At 72.8% G+C, this 12,459-nt stretch carries 13 protein-coding genes and 1 pseudogene; 10 read left to right on the top strand and 4 right to left on the bottom strand.

The window, feature by feature from the left end; all coding sequences use genetic code 11:
- Positions 1 to 29 precede the first annotated feature (29 nt).
- Entirely contained in the window at positions 30 to 287 is a 258-nt protein-coding gene (locus tag ACNAVT_RS14070) for a DUF3040 domain-containing protein (RefSeq protein WP_416296315.1), read from the bottom strand.
- Between the two features lie 746 nt (positions 288 to 1,033).
- Between ACNAVT_RS14070 and ACNAVT_RS14075 the strand changes: the two genes are divergently transcribed.
- Genes ACNAVT_RS14075 through ACNAVT_RS14085 form a run of 3 tightly spaced genes read left to right on the top strand, consistent with a single transcriptional unit; the run spans position 1,034 to position 3,801 of the window.
- Positions 1,034 to 2,455 (top strand): ferric reductase-like transmembrane domain-containing protein, encoded by a 1,422-nt coding sequence (locus tag ACNAVT_RS14075; protein ID WP_416296317.1) that lies wholly within the window; start codon positions 1,034 to 1,036, stop codon positions 2,453 to 2,455.
- A gap of 12 nt (positions 2,456 to 2,467) precedes the next feature.
- Positions 2,468 to 3,028 (top strand): FMN-binding protein, encoded by a 561-nt coding sequence (locus ACNAVT_RS14080; protein WP_416296319.1) that lies wholly within the window; start codon positions 2,468 to 2,470, stop codon positions 3,026 to 3,028.
- Positions 3,029 to 3,078: 50 nt separating this feature from the next.
- Positions 3,079 to 3,801, top strand: coding sequence for an FAD:protein FMN transferase (locus ACNAVT_RS14085; RefSeq protein WP_416296461.1), 723 nt, complete (start codon positions 3,079 to 3,081; stop codon positions 3,799 to 3,801).
- Between the two features lie 88 nt (positions 3,802 to 3,889).
- On the opposite strand, the gene ACNAVT_RS14090 is transcribed toward ACNAVT_RS14085, so the two are convergent.
- Both ACNAVT_RS14090 and ACNAVT_RS14095 read right to left on the bottom strand, forming a co-directional pair.
- Positions 3,890 to 4,108 carry a hypothetical protein gene (locus tag ACNAVT_RS14090; RefSeq protein WP_416296321.1) on the bottom strand — a complete coding sequence of 73 codons (219 nt, stop codon included), beginning with the start codon at positions 4,106 to 4,108 and terminating at the stop codon, positions 3,890 to 3,892.
- A gap of 30 nt (positions 4,109 to 4,138) precedes the next feature.
- Positions 4,139 to 4,810 (bottom strand): bifunctional DNA primase/polymerase, encoded by a 672-nt coding sequence (locus ACNAVT_RS14095; protein ID WP_416296322.1) that lies wholly within the window; start codon positions 4,808 to 4,810, stop codon positions 4,139 to 4,141.
- 237 nt (positions 4,811 to 5,047) lie between these two features.
- On the opposite strand from ACNAVT_RS14095, the gene ACNAVT_RS14100 reads away from it, so the two are divergent.
- From ACNAVT_RS14100 to mctP, 7 genes and pseudogenes are all read left to right on the top strand, one after another.
- The gene (locus tag ACNAVT_RS14100) at positions 5,048 to 6,274 is read left to right on the top strand and encodes a helix-turn-helix domain-containing protein (RefSeq protein WP_416296324.1); all 1,227 of its coding nucleotides are present in this window, start codon (positions 5,048 to 5,050) and stop codon (positions 6,272 to 6,274) included.
- 41 nt (positions 6,275 to 6,315) lie between these two features.
- A complete protein-coding gene (locus tag ACNAVT_RS14105; protein ID WP_416296326.1) occupies positions 6,316 to 6,897 on the top strand; it encodes a flavoprotein in 582 nt (193 codons plus the stop codon).
- Positions 6,898 to 7,045: 148 nt separating this feature from the next.
- A pseudogene (locus ACNAVT_RS14110) lies at positions 7,046 to 7,883 on the top strand (Nif3-like dinuclear metal center hexameric protein).
- Positions 7,873 to 8,610 (top strand): zinc ribbon domain-containing protein, encoded by a 738-nt coding sequence (locus tag ACNAVT_RS14115; protein WP_416296327.1) that lies wholly within the window; start codon positions 7,873 to 7,875, stop codon positions 8,608 to 8,610. The pseudogene ACNAVT_RS14110 and the gene ACNAVT_RS14115 overlap by 11 nt, the downstream one beginning before the upstream one ends.
- Positions 8,611 to 8,615: 5 nt before the next feature.
- Positions 8,616 to 9,824 carry a bifunctional RNase H/acid phosphatase gene (locus ACNAVT_RS14120; RefSeq protein ID WP_416296329.1) on the top strand — a complete coding sequence of 403 codons (1,209 nt, stop codon included), beginning with the start codon at positions 8,616 to 8,618 and terminating at the stop codon, positions 9,822 to 9,824.
- A 152-nt stretch (positions 9,825 to 9,976) separates the two neighbouring features.
- A complete protein-coding gene (locus tag ACNAVT_RS14125) occupies positions 9,977 to 10,219 on the top strand; it encodes a DUF3311 domain-containing protein (RefSeq protein ID WP_416296331.1) in 243 nt (80 codons plus the stop codon).
- Positions 10,219 to 11,874 (top strand): monocarboxylate uptake permease MctP, encoded by a 1,656-nt coding sequence (gene mctP, locus ACNAVT_RS14130; RefSeq protein WP_416296333.1) that lies wholly within the window; start codon positions 10,219 to 10,221, stop codon positions 11,872 to 11,874. Before ACNAVT_RS14125 ends, mctP begins: the two co-directional genes overlap by 1 nt.
- A 68-nt stretch (positions 11,875 to 11,942) precedes the next feature.
- Here mctP and ACNAVT_RS14135 read toward each other — a convergent pair whose 3' ends face one another.
- On the bottom strand, positions 11,943 to 12,422 hold the full coding sequence (locus ACNAVT_RS14135) for a MarR family winged helix-turn-helix transcriptional regulator (RefSeq protein WP_416296335.1): 480 nt from the start codon (positions 12,420 to 12,422) through the stop codon (positions 11,943 to 11,945).
- Between the last annotated feature and the right edge of the window lie 37 nt (positions 12,423 to 12,459).

Below are 12,459 nucleotides of genomic sequence, written 5' to 3' on the forward strand. Positions count from 1 at the left end.
CCGGTGTCCCGGTGGTAGGGCTGTCGCGGTCATAGCCAGCGTCGCCGGAACCGCCACATGAGTCCGGCGTTGGCCAGCAGCACCACGGCGCAGATCGCGCCGGCCATTCGTCCGGCCAATACGGTCATCGCCGGCAGCGAGGCCCACAGCACGATCGTCAGCAACATCAGGTACCGGCCTCGGCGGGCCCGGGCCCGCTGGTCGAGCCTGGCAAAGAACTGTGGGTCACTCTCCCGCAGCTGGCGGGTGATCTGTTCGAACCTGCGCTGATCCTCTTTGCTGAGCATGGCGGTGCCTTCCCCTCACGGCTTCAGCGGTGCAGGGGAATACCCGCAACGGCGGCGGGTCACGCGCTGGTCCTGTTGCTACTTTCGGCAGATCGGGCGAGAGTCGGGCAGGTCCGCGGGCAAACCTCGCGAACAGGTCCGTAGCGGCCGAAAAAGGCTGGCGGCGAGGGCCGTCGGCGGGGGCCGGCCCTGCTCCGGGCGCCGCCGCCCGGCCCGGCACGCACGGGCGGGCCGGCACTCGGTCCGACACCGTCCTAAGTGCCCTCGGTGGTGCCGTCGGCCTGCCCAGGAACTCAGGCATCTCGCGGCGGCCCTCGACCGCCGGAGTCTCTAGTGGACCGCCCAGCCGCGGGGCGCGGTGGCCACCGCGACCGCACTGGCCACCGCTCAGCCTGGTCGCCCCCGCCGGCGACCCGGTGCTCAACAAGATCCGCCCCCACCGGCTGATCGGCGACGACTCGCTGGCCGTCAGCTGATCAAGGGCGGCCGAACGCCCGGGCCGCCGCGAACCAGGGCGGCGCCGATCATGGCGACGGCGGGGTTGTCATCATCCTGAGCGCGCGTAGACTCGCCAAGTCCCTGCTCAGAGCCTGGAATTGATCGACGGATCTGGACATCGGGGATGTACGAATACAACAACATGTTCGACGTCTACGGGCCCGTCGCACAGGGCGATTCGGGCTGAGCGCGGCGCAAGTGAACAAGGTGTTCCCCCGCCAGAAATTCACTCCCATGAAGTTGTGTACATGACATATCAGGACGTTCACCCCGCCGGCCGCCCTGTCGAGACAGAGCCCCCGGACGGCGGCCGTTCCGCTGTCCCCGTACCCCCGCCGCCCGGTCTGCCGCGCCGCGGGCCCGGTGGGCGGCGCGCCCTGGCCGCGCTCTTCTGGCTCGGCCTGGTCGCGGCGGTGCTGCCCTGGTGGCTGGACACCCCGGCCGGCTCGCTCACCGGGGCCACCGACGTGCTCACCGCCGCGGGCCGGATCACCGGTCTGCTCGCCGGCTATCTCCTGCTGGTCCAGGTCCTGATGATGAGCCGGCTCGGCGCGCTGGAGCGCTGGGTCGGCGCGGAACGGCTCTCCCGGGTGCACCGGGACCTCGGTGCCACCCTGCTGGTGGCGGTCCTCGCCCACCTCGCGCTGCTCGTGGTCGGCTACGCCGGCCTGGAGCGGAAGTCGATCCTCGGTGAGGTCGGCTCCCTGCTGGGCGGTTACGAGGACATGGTCTCCGCCTTCGTGGCCGCCGGGATCATGGTGGCGGTCGGCGTCACCGCCGTCCGGGGCGTCCGCCAACGCCTGCCGTACGAACTCTGGTACCTCCTGCACCTGACCAGCTACGCCGTGCTGCTGCTCGGCTACGGCCACCAGTTCAGCAACGGCGCGCAGCTGTTCGAGCCGGGCCCGGTCCGCTCCGGTTGGGTCGCGGGGTACCTGCTGGTGGTGGCCGCCCTGATCTGGGGCCGGGTGATCGCCCCGCTGCACTTCAACCTGCGGCACCGGCTGCGGGTCGCCGACGTGGTGACGGAGACCCCGGACACCGTCTCGATCTACCTGACCGGGCGCCGGCTCGACCAGATCAACCTGCTCGGCGGGCAGTACTTCCGCTGGCGCTTCCTCAACCCCGGTTGCTGGTGGCAGTCACATCCCTTCTCGCTCTCCGCCGCGGGCAACGACCGCTGGCTGCGGCTCACCGTCAAGGTCGTCGGTGCGCACACTGCCGAGCTGCGGGACCTGGCCCCGGGCACCCGGGTCTGGGCCGAGGGCCCCTCCGGCACCTTCACCGCCGCACACCGGACCCGGACCCGGGCGCTGCTGATCGCCGGGGGCAGCGGCATCGCACCGCTGCGGGCGATGCTGGAGGAGCTGCCGCCCGGCGCCGCTCTCGTCTATCGCGCCCGCACCCCGGCCGACGTGCTCCTGCAAGAGGAACTGGACTTCCTGGCCCAGGCCCGGCACACCTCGGTCTGGTACGTGATCGGCTCCCGGAACGACCCCGGTCCCCGCCAGGTGATGAGCCCGGACGGGCTGCGCCGGTTGGTGCCCGACCTGACCCGCCGCGACGTCTACCTCTGCGGACCGGGCGGCCTGGTCGACGAAGCCGTCCGGGTGCTGCGCCGGGCCGGGGTCCCCCGACGGCAGATCCACCTCGCCACCTTCGAGCTGTAGGGAGGCCCGCCCATGCGTCGCGCGCTGCTCGCGATCACCGGCCTGGCCGCCAGCACCACCGCGCTGGTGGTGCTCAAGGGCGCCCCGGGCGCCAGCCAGGTCGCCCAGGACCTGCCCGCCGCCGAGGCGCCCGTCGCCGCCGACGGGTCCGCGGCACCCGCCCTCACTCCGGACGGATCGGTCGCGCCGAGCGCCTCGGCGTCGGCGAAACCGAGCGCCAAGGCTGGCGCCGGCCAGACCCCGCGCGCGAAGTCCAGCACCGCCGCGAAGGCCACCACCGCCGCGCCGAAGCCGGCCGCCCGGACGGTCACCGGGCCGGTGGTCAGCTACCGGTACGGGTCGCTCCAGGTGCGGATCACGCTCAGCGGCACCCGGATCGCCGATGCCACCGCGCTGGGCATGCCGCAGGGCGGCCAGTCCGGCCTGCGCAGCGACGACGTGCAGGCACGCTACAGCGGCACCTCCGGTGAGGTGGTCGCCAGGCAGAGCGCCAACCTCAACACCGTCTCCGGGGCCACCTACACCAGCGACGCGTACCAGCAGTCGCTGCAGGCCGCGCTCGACAGGGCCTGACCCGGATGGCCTCCGACGTCCGGCCCGGCCTGCGGCGGGTCGAGCAGATCATGGGTACGGCGATCAGCCTCGACCTGGCCGACGACCTGCCCGCCACCACGTTGCGCGAGCTGACCGAGGAGACCTTCGGCTGGCTCCGCGAGGTCGACGCGCGGTTCAGCACCTACCGGGACGACAGCGAGGTGTGCCGGTTCGACCGGGGTGAACTGCCGCTCGCCGAGGCCTCGGCCGACCTGCGGACGGTGCTGGAACGCTGCGCCGACCTGTGGCGCGGGACCGACGGCTTCTTCGACGCGTACGCCACCGGGCGGCTGGACCCGTCCGGCTACGTCAAGGGCTGGTCGGCCCAGGTGGCCTCGGACCGGCTGGTGGCAGCCGGCGCCCCCAACCACTGCCTGAACGCCGGCGGCGACGTCCGGGTACGCGGCCGGTCGGCCACCGGCGAAGAGTGGCGGATCGGTGTGCGGCACCCGTGGGACCCGACCGCCACCTGCCTGGTGCTGACCGGCACCGACCTGGCGATCGCCACCTCCGGCGTGTACGAGCGCGGCCACCACGTGGTCGACCCGCGCCGGGGTGCCCCGGCCCGCGGTCTGCGCTCGGTCACCGTGGTCGGCCCGGATCTCGGCGTGGCCGACGCGTACGCCACCGCCGCCGTCGCGATGGGCCGCTCCGGAATCGGCTGGCTCGACCGCCTCCCCGACCACCTGCACGCCGTCGTCACCGACGACGCCCACCTCCTCCACTCCGCCACCCTCCCGCTGGCACCCTGACGCGCCCTGGCCCCCCGCGCTCCCCGCCGTCGGCGAGCAGTTGCTGCCGTGGGAATTCGTGCAAGATCGCCGGGGGCGGGGACGGGGGTCAGCGGAGGGGGCGGTAGGTGGAGTTGGGGCGGGAGCCGGTCGGGCGGGGGCGGCCGGGGCGGGTGCCCCAGGGCCGGGTGCCGGCCCAGCGGCGCGGGCGCCGGTGGTGCGGTGATGGTTCGGTGCCGCCGGTGTGGCGGGCCGCGTCGTCCGTGGACATGGTCAACCCCCGATCTGGCGCGAACTCGCTGTCACCCTGGTTCAACGAGTCCGGCACCGGGGAGGACGCTGTCGGGGGAGAGGTCGGTCAGCAGCCGCGGCGGGGCAGGGGGAGCTGGCCGGGGAGTGCCTCCGAGGCGAGCGTGACGCCGGCGGCCCGCAACGCCTCGATCAGCGCGTTCTGCACCAGGTACGAATCGGGCAGCTGCCAGCGGGCCTGCTCGGGGGCGACCGTCCAGCGCACCGTCCCCTCGGTCAGCCGGGTCGGTGGCGCCGCGATCCACGAGCCGGGGCCGTGCCGGACCACGTGGAAGCAGTGCTCCAGTTCCGGCCGGAGCGGGTCGCCCGGGCGGACCAGGAACATCCAGCGTCCGGTGGGAGTGACCAGGACCGGCCCGCGTACGCCGAAGCCGGCCGGGTGGGTCGCGACCGCCTCCAGCACGTGCCGGCCGAGATGGGCGGCCACCTCCAGCACGTCGAAGGAACGCCCGGTGGGCAGCAGCACGCCGTGCGGGCGGCTGCGCCACCAGGTGGCCACCCGGGCCGGGTCGGTGCTCGCCGCGTGTTCCCAGTCCTCCAGCGCCGGATGGCAGCCGACCGTGGGACAGCCGGCCCGGCCGCAGACGAAACGACGGTTCGCCAGGCACGCCCCCGGTGTCACCTCCCAGCCGTGGACGGCGTACCGGATGGCGATCCGGCGCAGCCGGACCCGTTCCAGCGGCGACAGCTGAGCCATGCGCGGTCCGACGGTGCCCCACATGTGCGCCATCCCCTCTCGCCCCTGGTCGGACGCTGCCCACGCCACGCGTCGAACGCCGTCACTGCCGTAACCCACGGTCGTTGAGTTGACGAACGGCTGATGCAAGTTGCACAAAAACTACGAGGACTGGCCGGACGGCCGACGTACAGACTGTGCGACCAGGGGAAAACCTTGAGACCGACGGGCATTGCGCTGGTCGACCGGGGGGATCAGCCGGGCGAGGGGGAGGGCAGGCAGATGGACGAACTGCCGATAGGCCGCCGCGTGGCGTACTGGCGCAGCCGGCGCAAGATGTCCCAGCAGGTCTTCGCCGACCGGCTCGGCAAGTCCAAGAGCTGGGTCGACAAGGTCGAGCGCGGGGTCCGACGGCTCGACAAGTTCTCCGTCCTCTACGAGATCGCCGACATCCTCCAGCTCGACGTGCAACTGCTGCTCGGCAAGGACCCGGAGCGGCGGATCGACGCCTTCAACTGCATCGACCAGGTCGAGGTGGAGGAGATCCGGGCCGCGCTGGAGCGGTACGACTCGATGAGCGCGTACTTCGACGCGGCGCCCTTCCCCCCACCGCTGCCCGACATGCGCAAGGCGGTCAACCACGCCTGGCTCACCTACCAGTACGGCCGCTACGGGATGCTCACCCGCGCGCTGCCGAAGCTGCTGCGCGACGCCCAGGCCGCCGACGCCGCGTACGGCGGCGACCAGGCCAAGGCGGCGGCCCACCTGCTCGGGCAGGTCTACCAGATCGCCTCCTCGGTGCTGCGCAAGCTCGGCGAGTGCGACCTGGCCTGGTTGGCCGCCGACCGCTCGATGGCGGTCGCCCAGCGGGCCGACGACCAGTTGCTGGCCGGCATCGCCACCACCCGGGTCAGCAACGCGCTGGTGGCGATGGGGCGGGCCCGCCCCGCGCTCGAACTCAACGTGAACATCGCGAACCGGCTCGCCCCCGGCGGCGGCAACGAGGCCACCCCCGCCCGGCTCTCGGTCTACGGCATGCTGCTGCTCCAGGGCGCGATGGCCGCCGCCCGGACCGGTGATCCCGCCACCGTGGAGGATCTGCTCACCGGTGCCCGGGAGGCGGCCACCCTGCTCGGCGGGGACTACAACCACTACTGGACCTCGTTCGGCCCGACCAACCTGGAGCTGCACCGGGCCGCCGCCGCAGTGGAGTTGGGCGACGGCGGCCGGGCCGTGGAGATCCACCACGGCATCTCCGAGGCGGCGTTCAACGGCCTGCTGCCCGAGCGTCGCGCGCACCACCTGCTCGACATCGCCCGCGGCTACGCGCAGATCGGCGACGTCGCGAACGCGGGCGAGATGCTGCTGCGCGGCGATCGGCTCGCCCCGTCCGAGATCCGCTGCCGGCCGATCGCCCACGAGGTGATGTCGGACGTGCTCCGTCGCACCCGGGGTGCGCCGCCTCAGCCGATCGCGGAGTTGGCTGGGCACATGGGAGTCGGAGTGTGAGCGAGCGCCAGCGAGCGAATCATCAGCGCGGTGCCGGTCGGATGAACGGTCCGCACACCAGCCAGGGACGCCGCCGGGTGCTCTACGTCGTCGCCTGCGGTTCGCCGCTGGCCCGTCGTGTCGGCCGGCTGGTCGAACTCGCCCAGCAGGAGGGCTGGGACGTCTGCGTGGTCACCACGCCGGACGGCGCGAAGTTCGTCGACCGGCCGGCGCTGGCAGCCCAGACCGGTCACCCGGTACGCACCCACTACAAGAACCCGGGTGACCCGGACGTGCTGCCGCCGGCGGACGCGATGCTGGTCTGCCCGGCGACGGTCAACACCGTCAACAAGTGGGCCGTCGGCATCGCCGACACGCTCGCCCTCGGGCTGCTGATCGAGGCGCAGGGGCTCGGGGTGCCGATCGCGGCCGTCCCGTACACCAACTCGGCGATGGCCGCGCACCCGGCGTTCCGCGCCGGCCTGGCCCGGCTGCGTGAGTGGGGGGTGCACGTCGTCTTCGGCGACCACGTCGTGCCGCTGCATCCGCCGGGCACCGGCGAGCGGTATCTGGACGCCTTTCCCTGGGCGGTCGGCCTCAAGGCGCTGCACGGCGCGACGCGCCCGGTCACCCCGGTCGGCTGAGCGGCGGTCGGCGGGCGCCCCGCGCCCCGATCGGGGGATGCTGGCCGAATCGCCGGCCGGCGCTCCCGTCCGACGCCCTGACCGGCCCCGAACGCCGGTAAGCTGGCCGGCCGTGAGCACAACCGGATCCCCGCCCACCGTCGCCGACGTGGTGGCCGCGCTGGACCGCCGCTACCCGCCCGCCTGGGCCGAGGAGTGGGACCGGGTCGGCCTGGTGCTCGGCGACCCGGCCACCGAGGTACGCCGGATCGCCTGCGTGGTCGACGTGGTGCCCGAGACGGTGGACGAGGCGCTCGCCGCCGGAGCCGACCTGATCGTCGCGCACCACCCGCTGCTGCTGCGCGGGGTCTCCTCCGTCGCCGCGACCACGTACAAGGGGCGGATCGTCCACCGGCTGATCAAGGCGGATGTCGCGCTGTACGTGGCCCACACCAACGCCGACGTGGCCGATCCCGGCGTCTCCGACGCCCTCGCGGCCCGTTTCCGGCTGGCCGGGCTGCGCCCGCTGCACCGGCCGCGACCCGGGTCGCCGGCCGACGGCCCCGGGCGGGGGATCGGCCGGATCGGCGAGCTGCCCACGCCGATGACCCTCGCCGAGCTGGCCCGGCAGGCCGCCGCTGTGCTTCCCGCCACCGCCTGGGGAGTTCGCGCCGCCGGGGATCCCGGGCGTATGGTTCGTACCCTCGCGGTCAGTGGCGGCTCCGGGGACAGCTTCCTCGCCGAGGCGACCGTCGCCGGGGTGGACGCGTTCCTCACCGCCGACCTGCGTCACCATCCCGCCGGTGAGCACCTCGCCGCCGGTGGCCCGGCCCTGCTGGACGTCGCCCACTGGGCGACCGAACGGCCCTGGCTGGACGACCTGGCCGCCCAGCTGCGGGACGAGCTGGGCGTCGAGACCGTGGTGTCCGACCTGGACACCGACCCGTGGACCGTGCACGCCGCCGCACCCAGACCGGACGACAAGGAGTCCCGACCGTGAAGGCTGACCCGAAGGTGCAGCGTCGCCTGCTCGACCTGCAGGCGATCGACACCTCCCTCGCCCAGCTCGCCCACCGCCGCCGGACGCTGCCGGAGCTGGCGGAGCTGGAGGTGCTCGCGCGGGAGCTCTCCGCGCGGGAGGACGAGCGGGTCCGCGCCCAGGTGGCCGTCGACGACCTGGACCGGGACATCGCCCGGCTGGAGAAGGACATCGATCAGGTCCGGGCCCGCAAGAGCAAGGACGAGGCCCGGCTCGCGTCCGGCAGCGGGCCGGCCCGGGAGCTGGAAGCGATCCAGCACGAGCTGGTCTCACTGAATCGCCGGCAGGGCGACCTGGAGGACGCCGAGCTGGAGCTGATGGAGCAGCGCGAGACCGCGCAGGGCGTGCTCGACGGCATCGAGCAGCGGCTCGCCGAGGCCCGCGATCGGCGGGCCGCCGCCGAGCAGCGCCGCGACGAGAGCCTGGCCGAGATCGCCAAGGAGGAGGAGTTCAAGCGCGGCGCCCGCCAGCCGCTCGCCGGCGACCTCCCGGCCGATCTGGTCGCCCTCTACGAGCGGATCCGCGAGGACACCGGGCTCGGCGCGGCGCTGCTCACCGGCGCCCGCTGCGGCGGTTGCCGGCTGGACCTCGCCGGCGCCGACCTGGCCCGGATCCGCAAGGCCGCCCCGGACGACGTGATCCGCTGCGAGGAGTGCCGGCGGATCATGGTCCGTACCGGCGAGTCGGGGCTGTAGTCGTCGTGGCGGTGCACGCGGTCACGGTCGAGGCCGACGGCGGGTCCCGGGGCAACCCCGGGCCGGCCGGCTACGGCGCGGTGGTCCGTGACGCGGAGACCGGCGAGGTGCTGGCCGAGCGCTCCGAGGCCATCGGCACGGCCACCAACAACGTCGCCGAGTACCGGGGCATGATCGCCGGGCTGGAGGCCGCCGCCGAGCTGGGCGCGGCCGAGGTCGAGGTGCGGATGGACTCCAAGCTGGTGGTCGAGCAGATGTGCGGCCGCTGGCAGATCAAGCATCCCGGGCTGCGGCCGCTCGCTGCGCAGGCCGCCGGCCTGGTCGGCCGGTTCGCCGGCGTACGGTTCAGCTGGGTGCCCCGGGAGCGCAACCGGCACGCGGACGCGCTGGCCAATGCGGCGATGGATGCCGCGGCCGGGCTGGCGCCGGCCCGGCCGACCGTCGCGTCGCCCCGCATCGTGGAGCCGCCGCGCGAGGTCGCCGGTCCCGACTCGGCGGCCCGCGAGGTGGCCGCCCGGGCCGCCACCGGTCGGGCCACCGGCACCGACCCGGCCACGACGCCGGCCTCGTGGGAGCCGCGCCCCACCGAGACCGCGACCCGGCTGATCCTGGTCCGGCACGGCGAGACCGAGCGGACCGTACAAAAGCGCTACTCGGGCCGCGACGACGTGCCGCTGACCGACCGGGGCCGGGTCCAGGCCCGGGCCACCGCCGCCCGGGTGGCCGCGCTGGCCCCGTCGGTCGCGGCCGTGGTCAGCTCACCGCTGTCCCGGTGTACGGCCACCGCCGAGACGATCGCCGCAGCCGTCGGCAATCCCGCGGTACGCCCCGACGACGACCTGATCGAGTGCGACTTCGGGGACTGGGAGGGGCGGACCTTCGCCGAGGTGCGGGAGGGCTGGGCGGGGGAGTTGGACGCGTGGCTCGCCTCCACCCGGGTCGCCCCGCCGCAGGGCGAGTCGTTCGCCACCGTCGCCGAGCGCACCGACCGGGCGATCGAGCGGCTGCGTACGGCGTACCCGGGGGAGACCGTGGTGGTGGTCTCCCACGTCTCGCCGATCAAGCTGGTGCTGCGCGACGCCCTCGCCGCGGGTGACGCCTTCCTGCACCGCCTCTATCTGGACACCGCGGGCGTCTCGGTGCTCGACCTGTATCCGGACGGCGGCGTCGCGGTGCGCTCGGTCAACGACACCGCCCACCTGGCCGACCTCTGAGCCGTGGCCGTTCGGCCGCCCGCCGCCGCCGTTCGGCGCATGCGGGCGGCCGCTGAGCGCATCACCGTCCTCCGAGTGAACGTGACCTGTCTCACATAGTCGTAACCTCCGGCCGTCACCTGGCGAGCTACGACTTCCCGGAGGTGTGTCACATGGCAGCACCCGAACCGGAGGCGCCGGCTACGGCGCGGTCCAGGGCGAAGGACCACAGCCCCTGGAACTGGTTGCTCTTCATCCCGATCGTGGTGCCGCTGATCCCGGCCCTGTTCAACGCCGACTCACCCCGGCTGTTCGGGTTCCCGCGGTTCTACTGGCTGCAACTGGCCTGGATCCTGCTCGGCGTGGGCACCACCACGCTCGTCTACCAGATGACGAAGAAGCGGGGTGACCGCTGATGTGGCGCGACCACCTGACCGAGATCATCATCTTCACCCTCCTCTTCCTGCTGGTCAGTGCGATGGGCTTCGTGGCGGCCCGGTGGCGGGCACCGCGCGACATGGCCCACCTCGACGAGTGGGGCCTGGGCGGGCGCAGCTTCGGCGGCTGGATCACCTGGTTCCTGGTCGGCGGTGACCTCTACACCGCCTACACCTTCGTCGCGGTGCCGGCGCTGATCTTCGGGGCCGGCGCGGCGGGCTTCTTCGCCGTGCCGTACACGATCGTCATCTATCCGATGGTGTTCCTGGTGCTCTGCCGGCTCTGGTCGGTGTCGCACCGGCACGGCTTCGTCACCCCGGCCGATTTCGTCCGCAACCGGTTCGACTCACCGATCCTCGCGCTGCTGGTCGCGATCACCGGCATCGTGGCGACCATGCCGTACATCGCGTTGCAGCTGGTCGGCATCGAGGCGGTGCTCAAGACGATGGGCGTCTCCGGGGAGAGCGCGCTGGCCCGGCACCTGCCGATCATCATCGCGTTCGCGATCCTGGCGGCCTACACCTACCAGTCCGGGCTGCGCGCGCCGGCCCTGATCGCGTTCGTCAAGGACTCGCTGATCTACGTCGTGATCCTGGTGGCGGTCGTCTACCTGCCCTACAAGCTGGGCGGTTGGAGCGGCATCTTCGACGCGGCGGACGCGAAGTTCAAGGCCACACCCGCGCCGGGCGACGGCATCCTGCTCAACGCCAACAACCAGCTCCAGTACGTCACCCTGGCGTTCGGCTCGGCGCTGGCGCTCTTCCTCTACCCGCACAGCATCACCGGCGTGCTGGCCAGCCGGAACCGGGACGTGATCAAGCGGAACATGTCCGCGCTGCCGGCGTACAGCCTGCTGCTCGGGCTGATCGCGCTGCTCGGCTACATGGCCATCGCGGCCAACGTGAAGCCGTTGCCGGGGGCCAAGGCGGGCAGTGTGGACAGCAACACCGTGGTGCCGTTGCTGTTCGACCAGCAGTTCCCGAACTGGTTCGCCGGAATCGCGTACGCGGCGATCGGCATCGGTGCGCTGGTGCCGGCGGCGATCATGTCGATCGCGGCGGCGAACCTGTTCACCCGCAACATCTACAAGGAGTACGTCAAGCGGGACGCGACCCCGGCGCAGGAGGCGAACGTCTCGAAGATCACCTCGCTGGTGGTGAAGGTCGGCGCGGTCGCCTGCATCGTCTTCCTCGACCCGCAGTTCTCCATCGACCTGCAGCTCATCGGCGGCGTGATCATCCTGCAGACCCTGCCGGCGGTGGCGCTGGGCCTCTACACCCGCTGGTTCCACCGGGGCGCGCTGATCACCGGCTGGGTGACCGGCATGGCGATGGGCATGTGGATGCTCTACCAGGTCGCGAACCCGGCGACGGGGAAGAAGCACTTCGCCGGCTCGGCGTTCCCGCTGGAGAAGTTCGGCTTCGACACCCAGAAGACGATCTACGTCGGGATCGTGGCGGTGCTGGTCAACCTGGTCGTCGCCGCGCTGGTCACTCTCGCCCTGCGCGCGGCGAAGGTGGCCGACGGGGTCGACCGCACCACGCCGGACGACTACTTCGCCGACGAGGGCGATCCCCGCGTCACGCCCGGCCCCGAGCGGGACGCCGACTCCGCCCGCGAGCCGGTCGCCTGAGAAGGAGGGGTCCCCTGTCATCGCCTGGCGCGGTGCAGGGGGCCCCGCTCAACCCACCGCTCGGCGCGTCAGCGGCGCCGGTTGCGTGACTCCAGGGCCTGGTTGAGCCGGTGCAGCATGTCGGCCAGGGTGTCCCGGTCGTCGCTGGTCCAGTCGGTGAGGATGTCGCCGTAGAGCCGGGTGCGGGCCGCCCGGACGGCGGCCATCCGGTGCAGCCCCGCCTGGGTGGGGGAGATCACCGTGCCCCGCCCGTCGGCCGGGTCCGGCGTACGGACGATCAGGCCGTCCCGCTGCAGCGCGGAGACCTGCCGGGTGACCGTCGACCCGTCCAGGTTCAGCCTCGCGGCCAGCGCGGAGATGTTCTGCGGACCGGCGTTGTCCAGGTGCCGCAGGATCACGTACGCCGCGCGGTCCAGCACCCGGTGCTCCGCGCTGCCGGTGGCCCGGCGGGTCGCCTCGCCCAGTCGCATCAACAGGGCCACCTCGGTCTCGATCCGACCCAGGGTGGCCTCGTCCCGATCGGTTCCGGTGTCGTGGTCCACGTTCATAGCTGTATGATACAACCGAATTACCTGTAGGATACAG

The sequence above is a fragment of the Micromonospora sp. SL4-19 genome (assembly GCF_047921475.1).
Classification (GTDB): domain Bacteria; phylum Actinomycetota; class Actinomycetes; order Mycobacteriales; family Micromonosporaceae; genus Micromonospora.

Coding starts and splice junctions, on each gene's coding strand:
- ACNAVT_RS14135 (WP_416296335.1), bottom strand. CDS start 12,422: ATGAACGTGGACCACGACACCGGAACCGATCGGGACGAGGCCACCCTG.
- ACNAVT_RS14100 (WP_416296324.1), top strand. CDS start 5,048: ATGGACGAACTGCCGATAGGCCGCCGCGTGGCGTACTGGCGCAGCCGG.
- ACNAVT_RS14095 (WP_416296322.1), bottom strand. CDS start 4,810: ATGTGGGGCACCGTCGGACCGCGCATGGCTCAGCTGTCGCCGCTGGAA.
- ACNAVT_RS14070 (WP_416296315.1), bottom strand. CDS start 287: ATGCTCAGCAAAGAGGATCAGCGCAGGTTCGAACAGATCACCCGCCAG.
- ACNAVT_RS14125 (WP_416296331.1), top strand. CDS start 9,977: ATGGCAGCACCCGAACCGGAGGCGCCGGCTACGGCGCGGTCCAGGGCG.
- ACNAVT_RS14085 (WP_416296461.1), top strand. CDS start 3,079: ATGGGTACGGCGATCAGCCTCGACCTGGCCGACGACCTGCCCGCCACC.
- ACNAVT_RS14075 (WP_416296317.1), top strand. CDS start 1,034: ATGACATATCAGGACGTTCACCCCGCCGGCCGCCCTGTCGAGACAGAG.
- ACNAVT_RS14080 (WP_416296319.1), top strand. CDS start 2,468: ATGCGTCGCGCGCTGCTCGCGATCACCGGCCTGGCCGCCAGCACCACC.
- ACNAVT_RS14105 (WP_416296326.1), top strand. CDS start 6,316: ATGAACGGTCCGCACACCAGCCAGGGACGCCGCCGGGTGCTCTACGTC.
- mctP (WP_416296333.1), top strand. CDS start 10,219: ATGTGGCGCGACCACCTGACCGAGATCATCATCTTCACCCTCCTCTTC.